Origin of the sequence: Corynebacterium sp. NML120713 (assembly GCF_001875735.1) — a bacterium.
Taxonomy (GTDB): Bacteria; Actinomycetota; Actinomycetes; order Mycobacteriales; family Mycobacteriaceae; genus Corynebacterium; species Corynebacterium pseudogenitalium.
In genome coordinates this window covers 1-16,345 of the sequence record NZ_MLCR01000028.1, presented here as the reverse complement: position 1 = coordinate 16,345, position 16,345 = coordinate 1, and the positions used below count along the sequence as shown (strand labels likewise).

The window sequence follows — 16,345 nt, the reverse complement described above, 5'->3', positions numbered from 1 at the left end:
CGCCTGAAGTGGTGGACCTTCCGGTCTACGGCAGGGAATCCCGATTCAACGAGCACTGTCCCGCCGTAGGCCCAGGCAGGACCTGGAATCCATATCCAAAAAAGCACACATTTTGTCGCTTAACCCGAAATGCGGTTGTGGGCGTGGCTAAAACCCAAATGGTAGTAACAGGATTGTAGTAATCCCCGAAATCGGGCCAAAGGGAGCGCGGACATTTTGTTGGAGTGTTGAGGGCTGGAAGGTATTCCGATGCCCGCAAAGTTCCCCGACACCGTCCGCGAGTCCGCGGTCGACAAGTACTTCGAAGGCATGACCACCCCCGAGGTCTGCGACTGGGTAGCACACGTTACCGGCCGACGCCCCGCAGCAGGCTCGGTGAAAAACTGGATTACTGACAGACGCAACGGCTACATCCGATCTGATGGTCCCCCAACCGCGGAGGCGATCGCCAAAGCCGTCGCGCGCAGACTGACCTCCACGAAGTCACTGCGCCGGATCGCGGCGGAGTTCCAGGTGTCATTTCACTCGGTAGGCAGGTGGACGCGTGAATTATGGCCTGACGAAGAAGAACGCAACGACGCAGCGTCGATGACGTTCGATGCGGCATATCAAGCCACAATGAAACGCGTGAGTTATAACCGCAAAACCAAACGAGCCCGCAAACACCAACGAACCACCATCAACCGCAACACTGCGACACCGCCACGCCCGGTTGATGAGTGGTTGCCCGGGCCTGGCCCAATACCTGACTTGGATGCTTTGCCGGATGATCCGGAAGTGTTGAAAAAGATGCTGGCTGATGAACGTGACCGCCAAGCAGTCAAAGACGCGATTATTGAAGTACTCATGGGTGGTGAGACGCAGGGAAAAGTCACCGTCCGTGACGGTGTACTCACGACAGCGGCGAAGGCCGCCGTCGTTGTTGCCATCACGGACGCCCGCGGTGTCTCTATCAAGAAAGCGTGTCAGCTTGTTGGTATTGCCGAGTCAACGTTTTATCACCACCAGGGCAAGCATCAGCGTGTGCTGGCCCGGCGTAGTGCGCGTCGTGAGCAGTACAAACCGATGATCCTGCAAGCAGTTGCTGAGTCGAATCAAAGCTATGGGTATCGGCGTATCCATGCCTGGCTGAAAGCTCGAGGACATCGGGTATCGGAAAAGATCGTGCGTGAGTTAATGGGTGAACTTGCATGCAGGCCACCGGCGAAGCAGTCAACGAAGTACTCGTCCTACACCGGTGAGACCGCCCACAGTCCAGCAAACCTCCTGTTGGTCAAACCCCGCACCACTGCGTGTGCATGTCACGACACCGCACAGCAGCCAACGCCTGAAGTCATCGAGCTATCTGAGCACTTTCGCACCCACGCTGATGCCAAGGGATTAATCCATGATTTTCATGCTGATACACCGTGGGAAAAAATCGGTACCGATGTCACAGAAATCCACTGCCCAGACGGCAAACTCTATCTGTCTGCCGCTATTGACTTCTATGACGGAATGCCCATTGCGGTGACCATGTCGACATCACCGAATCATGATCTGGTCGCAGACATGATCGCGCGTATTGATGCGGTAAAACCTGACGGGGTGCAGCCAATTATCCATTCTGACCGGGGTGGACTCTACCGCAGCACTAAGTGGGTGAAGTTGATTACCGATCACACGCATAACCGCCTGGACTGTCCGAAGTGTCAGGAAGGCAAGTGGTGTCGGGCCAGGTGGCGCTACATCCCGTCACTATCCAGGAAGGGCACCAGTGGTGATAACGCGCGCACAGAAGGGTTCTTCGGCACGATGAAACAAGAACTACTCAAAGGCAGGGCGCATACGTCGCAGATGACAGTTGCGCAGATGCGCGAGTATATTGAGTCCTACATTGACTTCTATATCCATACAAGGTTGAAGTCGACACTTGGTGATGGTTATACGACCATCGCTGAGCATAGACAGGCACTGAGTGCATAACTACGAGACAAAGTCCCTCGTGATGCACTCCAACAAAACATCCGCAGCCCCAAAAAAGCGGATTACTACATTCCTGTTACTACACTTTGCAGGTCAGGCGGGTGTTCGGGCGGGTGGAGTACCCCGAAATTGCGAAAAGTTCCTCGGATTTCTGTGATCGCGGGAACTTTTTGATGTGGGTGGAGGTTGGGGCACGAAACACCTGAACGGTGTTCAATTGCGGTCTACACTGATGCGTACTTACAACACGTCCCCGCACTGAACGGAGCGCAAAACCATGACCGACATCCTCGACATCGCACGCGAAAAAGCCCTTGAGCGGGGCGAAGGCCTGAACAAGGAAGAGCTCGTGCAGATCCTCACCATCGAGGACGAACACCTGCCGGAACTGCTCGATCTAGCCCATCAGGTTCGCATCAAGCACTGTGGCGTCGACGTCTCCCTGGAGGGCATCATCTCCCTGAAGACTGGCGGTTGCCCCGAGGACTGCCACTTCTGCTCCCAGTCCGGACTGTTTGAGTCCCCGGTCCGTGCCGTCACCCTGAATATCGACGAGCTCGTGGAGGCCGCGAAGCAGTCCGAGAAGATGGGCGCCTCCGAGTTCTGTATCGTCGCCGCCGTGAAAGGCCCGACGCAGGACCTGCTGGACCAGGTTGCGGCGGCGGTGACTGCCATTCGGGAGGAGGTGGACATCTCTATTTCTGCCTCGCTTGGCATTCTGACCCGTGAACAGGCGCGCCAACTCGCGCAGATGGGCGTGTCCCGCTATAACCACAACTTCGAAACCGCTGAATCCTTCTTCCCGAACGTGGTCACCACCCACACCTGGCAGGAACGCAAGGACACTCTCGAGCACGTGCTCGCTGAGGGGATGGAGACCTGCTGTGGCGGGATCATTGGTCTGGGGGAGACGATTGAGCAGCGGGCTGAGTTCGCCACCCAGCTCGCCGAGATCCAGCCACACGAAGTGCCGATGAACTTCCTCGACCCACGTCCCGGCACCCCGTTCGCCGACCGGCCACTCGTCCCGCAGGGGGAGGCGCTTCGGGCCGTCGCCGCGTTCCGCTTGGCTATGCCCACAACCCAGCTGCGCTTCGCCGGTGGCACCGAGCTCGCCCTTGGCGACGACGGCACCGAAGCCGGCCTGATGGGCGGCGCGAACGCCATCATCGGCGGTAATTATCTGACCACGTTTGGCCGTCCGATAGAGAAGGACCGCGACGCCGTGGACCGCGTCCTTGACGGGAGCTCCCGGCCGCGCATCAACCTGGGTATCTCGCCCGTCGGCCAGAAGGTGAACTCCGGCCACGGCATCCTCTACGACACGATCAAGTCACTCTGATGCGCATTCCAGACAACACCGATCTTGCCGACGCCATCCTCTCTGGCGACATCGCCTGGCCCCTCGACCCGGCCCGCCCCTACGACGCGCCACGCATCTGCCCGCTGTGCCAGCGGCGGATGGTGGTGAAGATTTCGCCGATGGCGTGGTCGGCGGCATGCTCCCGCCACGGATTGCTGCGTTCGGAGTGGCTTGAGCGGTGATGCCCGCACCAAATTCCCTCATTCAATTTCAGCGACCTGGGCTTTTTCAGATCCGCTCGCGAAAAAATAGGAATTTGGTGCAGGGTTCCTAAGAACTACCGTCGACGCAGCGCCACCACGCCAGCCGCGACACCGGCAGCGAGCGCGCCGCCCGCCAGAGCGCCGAGGGCCGGGAGCATGTACCGGCGTAGGGAGCGGTAGTCCTCGATGGTCCAGCCTTGGCCGGTCGCGTAGCGGCGCAGCGCACGGTCAGGGTTGATGGCGACGGGGTTGCCGACCATGGACAGCATCGGCAGGTCGTTGATGCTGTCGGAGTAGGCGGTGCACTTTTCCAGGTCGAGCTTCTGGATGGCCGCCAGTGCCGCCACGGCGTGCTGCTTGCCGGGGCCGTGGAGGATGTCGCCGACGAGGCGGCCGGTGAACTTGCCGTTTTCCTCTTCGGCGACGGTGCCGAGTGCACCGGTGAAGCCGAGGCGTTCCGCGAGCGCCTGGCCGATTTGGACCGGGGTGGCGGAGACCAGCCAGACTTGTTGGCCTTGGGCGATGTGGCGGGACGCGGCGTCGATAGTTGATTGGTAGGTCTTGTCGAGCATTTGGCGGTCGACGATTTCGGCGCAGAGCTCTTTGAGCTGCTCGACGTTCTTGCCTTTGACTACTTGGAGGGCCTGTTCGCGGCCTTTGGCGATGTCTTTGGCGCTTTCGGAGCCGGAGACGCGGTAGCGGATTTGCTTGGTCAGGGCGGGCAGGAGCTCGCGAAGGGTGATGAAGCGCTGCTTGGCCAAGCCTTTGGCCAGCAGGATGAGCGAGGAGCCCTGGATGAGGGTGTTGTCGATGTCGAAGAACGCGGCCGCCTCGGTGTCTTGGGGGACGTCGGGGTCGGGCTGGGTGATTTTCTCCCGGCCGGCGGTTTTGAAGGCGCCGCCGACGGAGTCGACGCCGGTGGCGAATTCTTCGATGCTGATGCCGAAGGTTTCTTCGATGGCGGCGGCTGCGGCGGCGTTACCAGCGGTGCGCTGGGATTCGGCGTCGAGAGGTGGGAGGGCAACTTCTTCGAGGAAGCGGCGAAGGTTGCCTTGGGTGAGTGACCATTGGGCCAGGAGTTCTTTGTGGTCGGACATTGCCAGCGAGCCTTTCACCGTGTGGCAGACGTGATAGCTTGTATCGTAAACAAGATTGGCGGAGAGATGAAACAGGTTGAACTGATGGTGCGCGCTACCTGCGGGTCGTGCGAGCGGGTGGCCGCGCAGATCGCCCCGGTGGTCGAGCAGTGCGGCGCGCAGCTCACGCTTGTAGATGTCGACGCCTCTCCGTCGCTCAACGCCGAGTTCGGGGATCGCGTCCCGGTTGTGGTGATTGATGGGGACGAGTTCGCGTGTTGGGAAGTGGATAACGCGGACCTGGCCGAGGCGCTGTCAGAGTGACGCGCTATCCTTTGGTTTGATTCACGGCTGACTGGAGGGATTGAGTGAGTGTTCTCGTTGTAGGGATGTCGCACCGCTCGGCGCCCGTTGCGTTGTTGGAACGCTTGAGTATGGATGATGCGGTGCAGCATTCGGCGGCGTCGGCGCTGGTGGAGCGCCCGTCGTTGTCTGAGGCGATGATCATTTCGACGTGTAACCGGCTGGAGGTGTACACGGTTGCCAACGCGTTCCATGCGGGTGTGCAGGATGTGTTGGCGGTGCTGGCGGAGGTCTCCGGGGTGAGTGAGGCGGAGCTGCGCGGCTACCTGTACGTGCGGTATTCGGACGCGGCTGCGGAGCACTTGTTGACGGTCGCCTCCGGCCTGGATTCCATGGTGGTGGGGGAGCAGCAGATCATCGGGCAGGTGCGTACCGCGTATACGCACGCGGCGGAGCAGGGCACGGTGGGCCCGGCGTTGCATTCGTTGGCGCAGTCGGCGTTGCATACGGGCAAGCGTGTGCACACGGAGACGTCGATTGATGATGCGGGCGGCTCGATGGTGACCTTCGCGCTGGATACGGCGATGGAGACGATGGGGATAGACACGCTGGAGGGCCAGACTGCGCTGGTGTTGGGGGCTGGTGCGATGAGCTCGTTGGCGGCGACGCATTTGGGCAAGAGGGGCGTCGATAAGTTGATTATTGCGAACCGCACTCGCTCGCGTGCGGAGCGGTTGGCGGAGCATGCCCGGGAGGCCGGGGTGGCTGCGGAGGTCGTGGACTTTAATGCGCGCGCGGGGGCGTTGGGGCGTGTGGATATTACGGTGTCGGCGACGGCGTCGGATGGGTTCACCATTTCGGGCGAGGACATCTCGGGGCCGACGATGCTGATTGACTTGTCGCTGCCGCGCGATATTGACAATTCGGTACTGGAGCACGACGGCGTGCACTTGATCAACATCGAGTACCTGCACGAGCAGCTGCACAACGCAGACTCGGAGGACTCGAAGGCGCTGCAGGCCGCGGAGGCGATCGTGGCCGAGGAGGTGCAGGTGTTTAGCTCCGAGCAGCGGATGCGCGAGGTGGCGCCGGCGGTGGCGCAGCTGCGCCGGATTGGCGCGGAGATCTCGGAGGAGGAGCTGGCGCGGCTGCGCAAGCGTCTTCCTGACCTGGGTGAAGAGGACTTCCAGCAGGTGGCGCGGTCGGTGAAGCGTGTGGTGGATAAGCTGCTGCATAAGCCGACGGTGAAGATTAAGGAGCTGGCGGCGAGCTCGGACTCGATTAGCCTGGAGACCGCCGTTGAGGAACTGTTTGGGGTGCGCCCCGTGTCGGCCGCTACTGATATGGACCGGTTGCCGAGTCCCGACGAATTGAAGTTGAAGGAGTCGTAATTTACATGCTGAAAATTGGTACGCGGGGTTCGCACTTGGCCACGACGCAGGCGGGTCACATGCGTGATGCCCTGATCGCGCACGGTTACCCGTCTGAGCTGCACATTGTGAAAACTGCCGGGGATGTTTCCCACGCGCCGGTGGAACGCATCGGCGTCGGCGTGTTTACGTCTGCGCTTCGCGACGCCCTCTTCGACGGCGAGGTGGACGTCGCCGTGCACTCCTTCAAGGACTTGCCGACGGCCCCAGAGCCCCGCACCTACCTGATCGTTCCGGAGCGCGAAGACCACCGCGAGGCACTCATCGCCCGCGACGGCCTGACGCTGGACACGCTGCCGAAGGGCGCGAAGGTGGGCACCTCGGCGCCGCGCCGTGTTTCCCAGCTGCGCGCGCTGCGCCCTGACCTTGAGATCCTCCCGCTGCGAGGCAACATTGAGACGCGCATGGGCCGGGTGGAAAGCGGCGAGATGGACGCGATTGTCCTGGCATATGCGGGCTTGGTCCGTGGTGGGTTCGCGGACCGCGCCACCCAAGTCTTCGATGCTGAGGTGTTCATGCCGGCTCCGGCGCAGGGCGCGCTGGCCGTCGAGTGCCGCGTCGACGACACCGCGCTGCGCGAGGGCCTGGACAAGCTGCTGCATGCGGATTCCTTTGCGTGCGCGGCGGCGGAGCGCCAGGTGCTGGCAACCCTGGAAGCGGGTTGCACGGCCCCGGTTGCGGCGCACGCGACCATCGCTGACGGCACCATTACCTTGCGGGCGGGGGTATTCGCCCTGGATGGCTCCAAGCAGCTGATTGAGGAGGCAACAGGCACGGACGCCCGTGAGCTGGGCACACAGCTTGCGCAGACGCTGATTGGGCGCGGGGCGGCAGAAATTATGCAGTAAGTTTTCAGACTGGTTTTGAAACAGGTTTTGAAACACGGCGTATGCAAATTAAGGTGTAACTACCATACGTCCAATCGTCTCGGTGTATAGGGGTCCCTTTGGGACTCGCTGTACGCCGGGACACTTCTTTACGCCTTATACAAGACCAGAAAAGACCATTTTGATGACACTGCCCTCAATCACGCCCCAGCCGGGGAAGGTGATCTTCGTCGGTGCCGGACCTGGCAATCCCGATTTGCTGACGATTCGCGCTCGCCAGGTGATGGAACGCAATTCTATCGCGTTGGTGGAACCGGATGTTCTTGAGGGTGTCCGAAATGTTCTTGCCGCAGCGTGCGCGGTGCCGCAGGAGAAGATCGACGCCGCGGAGGCCCAGTATGAGGCGATGTGTGCGGAGGCGAAGGCCTCCGGGGCGCGGCGCCGCCCGCCGAAGCCTGCGGACCCAACCGCGGCTGAGGTTGAAGAGGTGCCGCTTGGCACGGACGATATTGTTGCGCGGTTGCGCTCGGCGCTGCAGGCGGCGGCCGAGGTGATCCGCAAGGGGGATGACGGTGACGGGGATGTGATCCGTCTGGTCAGCGGGAACCCGCTGACGCGCGATGCCGTGCGGGAGGAGATCGCCGCGGTGGCGGCCGCCGGCCTGGAATTCCAGATTGTGCCGGGGATGTCGCTGCCGTCGACGGTGCCGTCCTTTGCGGGTATCGCGCTTGGTTCAACGTATACGGAAGCAGATCTGGCGAACGGGCCGGTGGACTGGGACCAGTTGTCGCAGGCGCCGCAGCCGTTGGTGTTGCAGGCGGTGCGCGAGCAGCTGCCGGAGATGGCGTCGCAGTTGATGCAGCGCGGGTTCCCGAGTGAGCTGGCGTGCAGCGTCACGGCCAACGGAACGACGCGGCTGCAGCGCACGGTCGATGCGACCCTGGAGACCCTGGCAACCATGGACTCGGTGACGGCGGATCTGCCTGGTTCTTTGGTGGTGACGCTCGGTACTGTGAATGATGATCGATCGAAGTTTTCGTGGTGGGAAAACCGTCCTTTGTACGGGTGGCGAGTGCTGGTGCCGCGTGCGAAGGAGCAGGCGGAGGCGATGAGCAGCCGCCTGGCGTCGTACGGGGCGATCCCGCAGTCGGTGCCGACGATTTCTCTGGAGCCGCCGCGCAACCCGGCGCAGATGGACCGCGCGATTAAGGGGATCGTGGAGGGCCGCTACCAGTGGGTGGTGTTCACCTCGACGAACGCTGTGCACGCGGTGTGGAAGAAGTTCGAGCAGCTTGGCTTGGACGCCCGCGCGTTCGCGGGTGTGCACCTGGCGGCGGTCGGCCGCAAGACGGCGGAGGCACTGCGCGCGCTAGGGATGAGCCCGGAGCTGCTGCCGCACCGCACGAAACAGAACGCCGCTGGCCTGGTGGAGGTGTTCCCCGAGTACGTCGAGGACATCGACCCGGTCTCGCGGGTGCTGCTGCCGCGGGCGGACATCGGTACGAACGTGCTGGTGGATGGCCTGATTGAGAAGGGCTGGGACGTCGAGGACGTCGTGGCCTACCGCACGGTGCGCGCGGCCCCGCCAGCTCCTGAGGTGCGCGACATGATCAAGACCGGCGGGTTTGACGCAGTCTGCTTCACGTCCGGCTCGACGGTGCGCAATCTGGTTGGCATCGCGGGTAAGCCGCACCAGCGCACGATCATCGCGTGCATCGGCCCAATGGCGGCTGAGGCAGCGCGCGAGCAGGGGCTGCGTGTCGACGTCGTACCAGAGGTTGCGGACGTGCCGTCGCTGGTGGACGCGCTTGCCGAGCACGTCGCTGCCCTGCGGGCAGCTGGGGAGCTGCCGCCGCCGCGGAAGAAGCGGAGGGCGCGTCGGAAACCGGCGTTATGATGTAGCACATGACTACATATCATCTTCCACGCCGTCCACGTCGCCTCCGCCAGAATCCTGCGATTCGGCAGCTCACCGCGGAGACGCGACTGGCTCCGGCCGATTTTATTTTGCCGTTGTTCGTGGCTGATGGCATCACCGAACGCCGAGAGATTGCCTCCATGCCGGGCGTGTACCAGCACACCACGGACACCCTGAAGGCGATCTGCCACGAGGCACTCGAGGAGGGGATCCGCTGTGTGGACCTCTTCGGCGTGCCGCTCGATGAGGATAAGGACGCCACGGGTTCCGTCGCGTGGGACCCGGAGGGCATCCTGAACCGGAACGTGCGCGCACTGCGCGAGGAGTTCGGCGAGGATCTGCTGATTATGGCCGATACCTGCCTGGATGAGTTCACGGACCACGGGCACTGTGGCGTAGTGGGCGTCGATAAGTATGGCAATCAGGTGGTGGATAACGATGCCACCTTGGATCTCTACCGCGATATGGCGCTGGCGCAGGCCGCTGCGGGCGCGCACATCGTGAGCCCGTCGGGGATGATGGACGGGCAGATCGGCGTGATCCGCGAGGGGCTCGACGCCGAGGGCTACCAGGACGTGGCCATCATGGCGTACTCGGCGAAGTACGCGTCGAAGTTCTTCGGGCCGTTCCGCGACGCGGTCGGCTCCTCCCTGAAGGGCGACCGCCGCACGTACCAGCAGGACCCGGCGAACGTGCGCGAGTCCCTGCTCGAGACCGAGCTCGATATTGAGGAAGGCGCGGACTTCGTCATGGTCAAGCCTGCGCTGCCGTACCTGGATGTGCTCAGCCGCGTGGCGGACATGTCGCCGGTGCCGGTGGCGGCGTACCAGGTTTCGGGCGAGTACGCGATGATGGTGGCCGCTGGTCAAAACGGTTGGATCGACTTCGAGGCGACCATGATGGAGTCGCTGACCTCTATCAAGCGTGCTGGCGCGGACCAGATTTTGACGTACTACGCAATCGAGGGCGCGCGTGCGCTGAAGGAGCTTCATGGCTAACACACCTCCCGCGGCGCAGGCCCCGGCCCTGCCACCGAGACACCGGAAGGACGAGCCGACGCAGCAACAGCCCGAGGCGGTGCGCTATCTCCTCGGCGCGTGGGCAGTGATGATCCTCGGTGAGCTCCTGCACCAGATCCTCGCCGTGGTGGTGACGGTGCTCGACCCGGCTGCGCTGCGCGAGGCGGCGAACCAGGCCGCGAAGAACCAGTCGGAGGCGATCCCGGAGAACATGATGCAGGCGAGCATGTACGCCACGGTTGTGCTGATGGCGCTGCTGCAGCTGGGCATCATCGTGGTGTTTGTCCTGGCGCTGCGCTCAGTGCAGCGCCGCGGAAAGTGGATGCTCAACGCCACGCGGGTGCTGCAGGTCTTCTCGGTCTTCTTCGCGGTGCGCGTGCTCACGCTCTTCTTGATGACGCCCGCTGCGACTAAAGTGCCGGTTGCGCTGTTCGCCGTCGACGGTGCGGTGCAGATCGTGGTCGGTGTGGCGGGAGCATTGGGGCTGTTCTATGCTTCCCGGAAGGAATCGCAGGACTATCTGCGTCCGGCTGAGCAGTAGCAGCAGTAGGGAAGAAGTGGAGTAACGGCGCATGGCTGATAATGTGACGCGCTCAATTGACGACGCCCGCCTGGCGGCCAAGGACGCCGGCTTCGACCCGGACTCGCGCCACTCCGAGGACAGCAACGGCAACACGTTGCGCCCCCACGCTTCCTACGCGTTCGAGCTCGAGGGCCTGGAGGACGGCGCGCAGCTGCGCGACATCGAGGAGGCCCTCGAGGAGCTGCCGGGCGTGCAGGCGCGCCTGGTGTACCCGACGAAGATGGCGTGGGTGACCGCGCCGGACACCACGGCACCGCACACGATCACCGAGGTGATGCAGCGCTTCGGGGTGGAGGTGCAGCTGACGGATTCGACGCTGCGCCGCCGCGCCCAGGGGCATTCGGTGGTGGATCACACGCTGCCGCGGCGCGGCACGCGCGGCATGTCCGGCCGGATGCGCCGGATGAAGGAACACGAGCAGCGCTCCCTGCGCACGGCGCGCGCGAGCGGGTTCGTGCGCACTGCCCGACGGCGCCGCGGCATGATGCGTGGCCAGGACGTACTGTTTACCGCCCGCGACTTGGTCACGCCGCTTCGCATGTGGATCGCTATTGTGCTGAGCATCCCGGTCGTCCTGATGGCGTACGTGCCGCAGTTCCAGTTCCCGGGCTGGCAGTGGTGTTCGTTGGCGTTGTCCACGCCGGTCGCACTGTGGTGCGCGTTCCCGTTCCACCGCGCGATGCTCGGTGGCGTGCGCCGCGGGATTTCCGCGCTGGACGGAGCGAGCTCGATCGCGATTTTGGCCGCTTGGCTGTGGTCGCTGGTCGCGGTGGTGCTGACGTCCGCTGGGCAGATCGGCTGGACTACCAGTAGTGGCTGGGTGCCGCACCAGATGGGCCACGACGTTGAGATCTTCTTCGAGGTCTCCTGCGCCGTGACCACGTTGTTGCTGGTGGGACGCTACTTCACCATGCGCGCTCGCCCCCGCCTCATGGAGGATTTGCAGGCCCGCAACCCTGATCCGGACGCGGTGTACAAGGTGGTGCGTCGTTCGCGGGCGGGCAACGTGACGGAGGAAGACTTCCCGGCAGTCGAGCTGAACAAGGGGGATGACGTCTACGTCCACGCGGGCGAGATCATCCCTGCCGACGGCGAGGTGGTCGGCGGCTCTGGCGTGTTGAACCCCCAGATTATCGACGCCCGCGAGCCTTCCGAGGTGAAAGTCGGCTCAACGGTGCGCGCCGGGTCGGTGCTGCGCAGCGGCAAGATCAAGATGCGCGTGGAGCGCGTCGGACACACCACCCGCCTGGGCGCGGTGGAGCGCTGGGTGGACGCGGTGCTGCGCCACCAGAACGAGGCCACGTTGATGTCCACGCGCGCGGCGGGCCTGCTCATCCCGGCGGCCTATGCGCTGGCTATCTTAGATTTTGGGCTGTGGGTGCTGCTGACCGGCAACTACAATGCTGGCTTTTCCACGGCGTTGGCCATCTTGGTGGTGGTGGCGCCGGTGGCGCTGGCGATTTCGCCTTCGCTGGCGATCCGCCTCGGCATTGAGTCGGCGGTGCGAAACGGCATCCTGATCCGCGACGGCGAAACCTTCCGCGCGCTGGAGTCGACGGACACGGCCGTGTTCAACCGCGTGGGCACCCTTGTCAAGCCGCAGATGACGGTGGAGACCGTCACCGCCGAGCGCGGCGAAAGCCCGGAGATGGTGATGCGCGTGGCGGGTGCGCTGTCGGTGGAGTCCAACCACCCGTCGGCACGCGCAATGGTGAAGGCGGCGCGTGAGGCGCGCGATGGGCGCACGAAGAGCGCCGATGTGCCGTCGTGGATCGAGATGAGCAACGAGGAAATCACGCCCGGCGGCGAGTTCCGCGGCCGCCTCACCTTGACCTACGGCGACGAGGACGAGGACCGCACCGAGTCCTTCGACGCCTGCCTGTGGCGCCCCACGAACCTGTCCCAGCTGCACGGCCGCCTCGCGATGGCCGCGACCGCCGGAGGCACCCCTGTAGTGGTGCGCTGGCGCGGCAAGGACCGCGGCGTGATCACCCTCTACGACCCCGCGAAGGACGACGCCCACGAGGCCATCAACCGCCTGGAACAGATGGGCGTAGAGACGGTGATGCTCACCCGCGATACCTACCCGGTGGCCCGCCGCTTTGCCGACTTTTTGGGTATGTCCAACGTGCTCGCCGGCATTACCGCGCCGGACAAGCCGGGGGCGGTTCGCGCCATCCACACGAAGGGCGCCACGGTTGCCATGATCGGTGACGCCACCGCGCTTCCCACTATCAAGGTGGCGGACGTCGGCCTGCTCTACGCCACCGACGACATTATCGACGCCCAGTCCTCCACCATCGCCCGCGCCTGCAACGCCGTGCTGATCCGCGACGACGTCTCCGCCGTCCCGCAGCTCATCGCGCACGCGCGCCGCGTGTGCCACATCATCGACTACAACATGATCTTCGCCTGGGCGTACAACTCCACCGCGATCGTGCTTGCCGCGATCGGCGTGCTGCCCCCGGTGGGGGCCACGCTGCTCATGCTCGGCAGCTCGCTCGTGATTGAGGCGCACTCCTCGCGGGCAAATCATTTTCCCACCTAAACCGCAACGGCGGTAGGGTGGGAGACTATGACCAGACGCGACCTTTCTTCTGCCCCGTTCATTGAGGCCGCCAACGGCCGCACGCCCTCACGCACCCCGGTGTGGTTCATGCGCCAGGCCGGGCGCTCGCTGCCGGAATACCGCAAAGTCCGTGAAGGCATCTCCATGCTGGACTCCTGCTTCATACCGGAGCTCCTCGCCGAGATCACGATGCAGCCGGTGCGCCGCCACGACATGGATGCGGCGATTCTCTTTTCCGATATCGTCGTGCCGCTGAAAGCGGCGGGTATCGGCGTGGAGATCGTGCCGGGCCGCGGCCCAGTGATGGAGAAGGCGATTACGACGAAAGAGGACGTCGATAATTTGCCGGTGCTGGACCACAACGTTGAGGAAGTGGCCAAGGGCATCGAGATGATTCTCGACGAGCTCACCGACACCCAGGCCCTGATCGGCTTTGTCGGCGCGCCGTTTACGCTGGCCAGCTACCTCATCGAGGGCGGGCCGAGCAAGAACCACGAGAAGACGAAGGCCATGATGCACGGCGACCCGGACACGTGGCACGCCCTGATGCGCCGCCTCGTGCCGACCATCAGCGCGTTCCTGCGCACGCAGGTCGACGCCGGCATCGACGCCATGCAGCTCTTCGACTCCTGGGCAGGCTTCCTCACCGAGGCCGACTACCGCGAGCACGTCCTGCCGTACTCCGCCGAGATCCTGAAGGAGGTCGAGGGTGTGATCCCGCGCATCCACTTCGGTGTGGCCACGGGTGAGCTGCTCGGCGCGATGTCGGAGGCGGGTTCCGAGGTGATGGGCGTCGACTGGCGCGTGCCGCTCGACGTCGCCGCGAAGCGCTTCGCGTCCCCGCGCGTGCTGCAGGGCAACCTCGACCCGGCGATGCTCTTCGCTGGCCCCGCCGTGGTGCAGGAGGAAGTGCGCCGCATCAAGGCGGAGGCCGCCCGAGCTATCGACGCAGGCACCGCCACCGGCCACATCTTCAACCTCGGGCACGGCGTCTTGCCGACCACCGATGCAGGCGCCATCACCGACGCTGTCGCAATGATCCACGAAGCATAACGAAGGAGATCCCCATTGAATATCGCCATTGTCGGTGCAGGGCTTGCCGGGCTGACCGCAGCGTTTGAGCTGCGCAACTCCGGCCACACCGTCGACGTCTACGAGGGCAACGACCGCATCGGCGGCAAGCTGTACACCGTTGCGTTCGACGGCGGCCCCACCGATATGGGGGCCGAAGCCTTCATCGCGCGCCGCCCGGAAGCGAAGCAGCTCGTCGAGGAGCTGGGTCTGCAGGACTCGCTGGTCTCCCCGTCGGGGATGCGCTCCCTGCTCTACGTCGACGGTGAGACCCGCGCCATGCCGGCTGGTGGCACGATGGGCATCCCTTCCACCTCCGAGCCGGTCGCGCACCTGGTCAGTGAGGAGACCGCGCGGCGCATCGACACCGAGGCGCAGCGCGAAGGCTTCGAGTGGACCATCGGTGGCGACATGAGCGTCGGCGCCCTGGTCCGCGAGCGCTACGGCGACGACGTCGTGGACAACATCGTCTCCTCCCTGCTTGGCGGGGTGTACTCCTGCACCGCCGACGACCTGGGCGTTCGCGCCACCGTGCCGCAGCTCGCCGCCGAGTTCGACCGCCTGGCCGCCGACGGCCCCGTGCACCTTTCCACGGCGGTCGCCAACTTGGAGGCGGCCCGGAAGAAGGCCGTTGCCGCGGCTGGGTCTTCTGATGCCTCGAAGCCTTCGAAACCGGCACCCATTTTCGCGTCCTTCCGCGAGGGCTACCAGGAACTCTACGAGGCACTCGCGGAGCAGTCCGGCGCAAACATCTACGTTGACGCGTTCATCCCGTCCATCAGCCGCGAGGGCGAGGGGTTCCGCCTCAAGGGTGGCGAGGACACCGTCTACGACCGCGTGCTGTTGGCCACCCCGGCGCCGACGACCGCGCTGCTGCTTCGCGACATCGCCCCCGAGGCCTCCGAAGCGCTTCGCTCCGTCGAGTTGGCGAACTCCGCCGTGGTGGGCCTGCGCTTCGCCACCGACGAGGGCCTGCCGGAGAACTCCGGCGTGCTGGTCAGCACCGATGCGAAGGACGTGCACGCCAAGGCGTTCACGCTTTCGTCGCGTAAGTGGCCGCACCTCGCCGAGCGCGGCGGCGCCCTTGTACGCGCCAGCTTCGGCCGCTACGGCGATAACATCGCCCTGACTGCCAGCGAGGACGACCTCGTGGACTGGGCCCTCGACGACCTGCAGACCATCACCGGCTTCGACGGCCGCGCCGCCGGCGTCGAGGAGATCTTCGTCCAGCGCTGGCTCGGCGGCCTCCCGCGTTACGACGCCACCCACCTGGCCACCGTGGCCAAGGTCCAGGACGCCCTCGCCGGTATCGACGGCGTTGGTGTGACAGGCGCCTGGGTTGCCGGGGTTGGGGTCCCGGCAGTGATCGGCAACGCGCGTGAGGCGGCGCAGGATCTCCTCTAGGCGGACTCTAGGCGGAAACGCGCACCAAATTCCAGTATTTCGGCGGGTGGGTTTTGCGTTTCCCCAGGTCGCACCCCTCGTCGCTCTGTGTCAAGTGGTTGTGGGCCAGATTCATGGTTAACAATGCATCATCAATGCACGCGGCATCGGCGCTGTCTTAGTTGTTGTGCGGATAATCGTGACTTTCTCAGGCAACCCAATCGGTGTTTTCGGTCGCGCGGTAATTACCCCATCAGCAAGGGCTTGCTCGACGGCACTTCGCCGGTTAGCCTCCAGCTTTTGCCACGTGCCGTCTAGCACGCTTTGCGGTGTGTACCCATTAATCCCACTGTGGGGCCGGTGGTTATACAACGTTGTAAACTCATCAACCCAGGCCGCTGCATGTTTAATGCTGGCAAAAGCCCTCGGGTAGTAGGCCATACCTTTCATGGTGTGAAACAACGACTCCATATGCGGATTATCGTTACTAATCGACGGCCTGCTGAAGGAGCGTTTGACCTGGTGGGCATCAAAAAGTCTGCCAAGGCTGCGACTGGTCATCGCTGCCCCGTTATCGGAGTGCACCGTGTCGACATCAGGGTGTGCGGCAAAGATTTCTTCAAACATATGTCGTG

Annotated in this window: 14 protein-coding genes; 12 read left to right on the top strand and 2 right to left on the bottom strand. The window is 63.9% G+C overall.

The genetic code is table 11. The features are described from left to right. The first annotated feature begins 249 nt into the window (after positions 1 to 249). The 3 genes from BJP06_RS11250 (at position 250) to BJP06_RS11240 (ending at position 3,510) form a co-directional block, all read left to right on the top strand. Positions 250 to 1,965: an IS3 family transposase gene (locus BJP06_RS11250; protein WP_070975207.1), complete on the top strand. Its 1,716-nt coding sequence runs from the start codon at positions 250 to 252 to the stop codon at positions 1,963 to 1,965. Between the two features lie 277 nt (positions 1,966 to 2,242). Further along, positions 2,243 to 3,307, top strand: a complete 1,065-nt coding sequence (gene bioB / locus BJP06_RS11245) for a biotin synthase BioB (RefSeq protein WP_071573907.1) — start codon at positions 2,243 to 2,245, stop codon at positions 3,305 to 3,307. After that, positions 3,307 to 3,510 (top strand): hypothetical protein, encoded by a 204-nt coding sequence (locus BJP06_RS11240; RefSeq protein WP_070363202.1) that lies wholly within the window; start codon positions 3,307 to 3,309, stop codon positions 3,508 to 3,510. The genes bioB and BJP06_RS11240 overlap by 1 nt, the downstream gene beginning before the upstream one ends. Before the next feature lie 95 nt (positions 3,511 to 3,605). Here the strand turns inward: BJP06_RS11240 and BJP06_RS11235 are convergent, their stop codons facing one another. Then, positions 3,606 to 4,628, bottom strand: coding sequence for an HAD-IB family hydrolase (locus tag BJP06_RS11235; protein ID WP_071573906.1), 1,023 nt, complete (start codon positions 4,626 to 4,628; stop codon positions 3,606 to 3,608). A gap of 66 nt (positions 4,629 to 4,694) precedes the next feature. On the opposite strand from BJP06_RS11235, the gene BJP06_RS11230 reads away from it, so the two are divergent. The 9 genes from BJP06_RS11230 (at position 4,695) to BJP06_RS11190 (ending at position 15,731) form a co-directional block, all read left to right on the top strand. Next, entirely contained in the window at positions 4,695 to 4,931 is a 237-nt protein-coding gene (locus BJP06_RS11230) for a glutaredoxin family protein (protein WP_070363200.1), read from the top strand. 44 nt (positions 4,932 to 4,975) lie between these two features. Then, entirely contained in the window at positions 4,976 to 6,301 is a 1,326-nt protein-coding gene (locus BJP06_RS11225) for a glutamyl-tRNA reductase (protein ID WP_071573905.1), read from the top strand. Positions 6,302 to 6,306: 5 nt separating this feature from the next. After that, the gene (hemC, locus tag BJP06_RS11220; RefSeq protein WP_070975693.1) at positions 6,307 to 7,188 is read left to right on the top strand and encodes a hydroxymethylbilane synthase; all 882 of its coding nucleotides are present in this window, start codon (positions 6,307 to 6,309) and stop codon (positions 7,186 to 7,188) included. A 163-nt stretch (positions 7,189 to 7,351) separates the two neighbouring features. Beyond that, positions 7,352 to 9,064 (top strand): uroporphyrinogen-III synthase, encoded by a 1,713-nt coding sequence (locus BJP06_RS11215; RefSeq protein WP_071573904.1) that lies wholly within the window; start codon positions 7,352 to 7,354, stop codon positions 9,062 to 9,064. Between the two features lie 8 nt (positions 9,065 to 9,072). Next, a complete protein-coding gene (gene hemB, locus BJP06_RS11210) occupies positions 9,073 to 10,083 on the top strand; it encodes a porphobilinogen synthase (protein ID WP_070975694.1) in 1,011 nt (336 codons plus the stop codon). Next, entirely contained in the window at positions 10,076 to 10,645 is a 570-nt protein-coding gene (locus tag BJP06_RS11205; RefSeq protein WP_083433292.1) for a hypothetical protein, read from the top strand. The genes hemB and BJP06_RS11205 overlap by 8 nt, the downstream gene beginning before the upstream one ends. A gap of 31 nt (positions 10,646 to 10,676) precedes the next feature. Further along, positions 10,677 to 13,235, top strand: a complete 2,559-nt coding sequence (locus BJP06_RS11200; protein ID WP_071573903.1) for a cation-translocating P-type ATPase — start codon at positions 10,677 to 10,679, stop codon at positions 13,233 to 13,235. Positions 13,236 to 13,262: 27 nt separating this feature from the next. Continuing rightward, positions 13,263 to 14,309 (top strand): uroporphyrinogen decarboxylase, encoded by a 1,047-nt coding sequence (hemE, locus tag BJP06_RS11195; RefSeq protein ID WP_071573902.1) that lies wholly within the window; start codon positions 13,263 to 13,265, stop codon positions 14,307 to 14,309. A 15-nt stretch (positions 14,310 to 14,324) separates the two neighbouring features. Continuing rightward, complete coding sequence (locus tag BJP06_RS11190) at positions 14,325 to 15,731, top strand: protoporphyrinogen oxidase (protein WP_071573901.1); 1,407 nt, start codon at positions 14,325 to 14,327, stop codon at positions 15,729 to 15,731. 117 nt (positions 15,732 to 15,848) lie between these two features. Here the strand turns inward: BJP06_RS11190 and BJP06_RS11185 are convergent. Further along, the coding region (locus tag BJP06_RS11185; protein WP_143110607.1) for an integrase core domain-containing protein at positions 15,849 to 16,345 on the bottom strand (497 nt) is incomplete at its 5' end.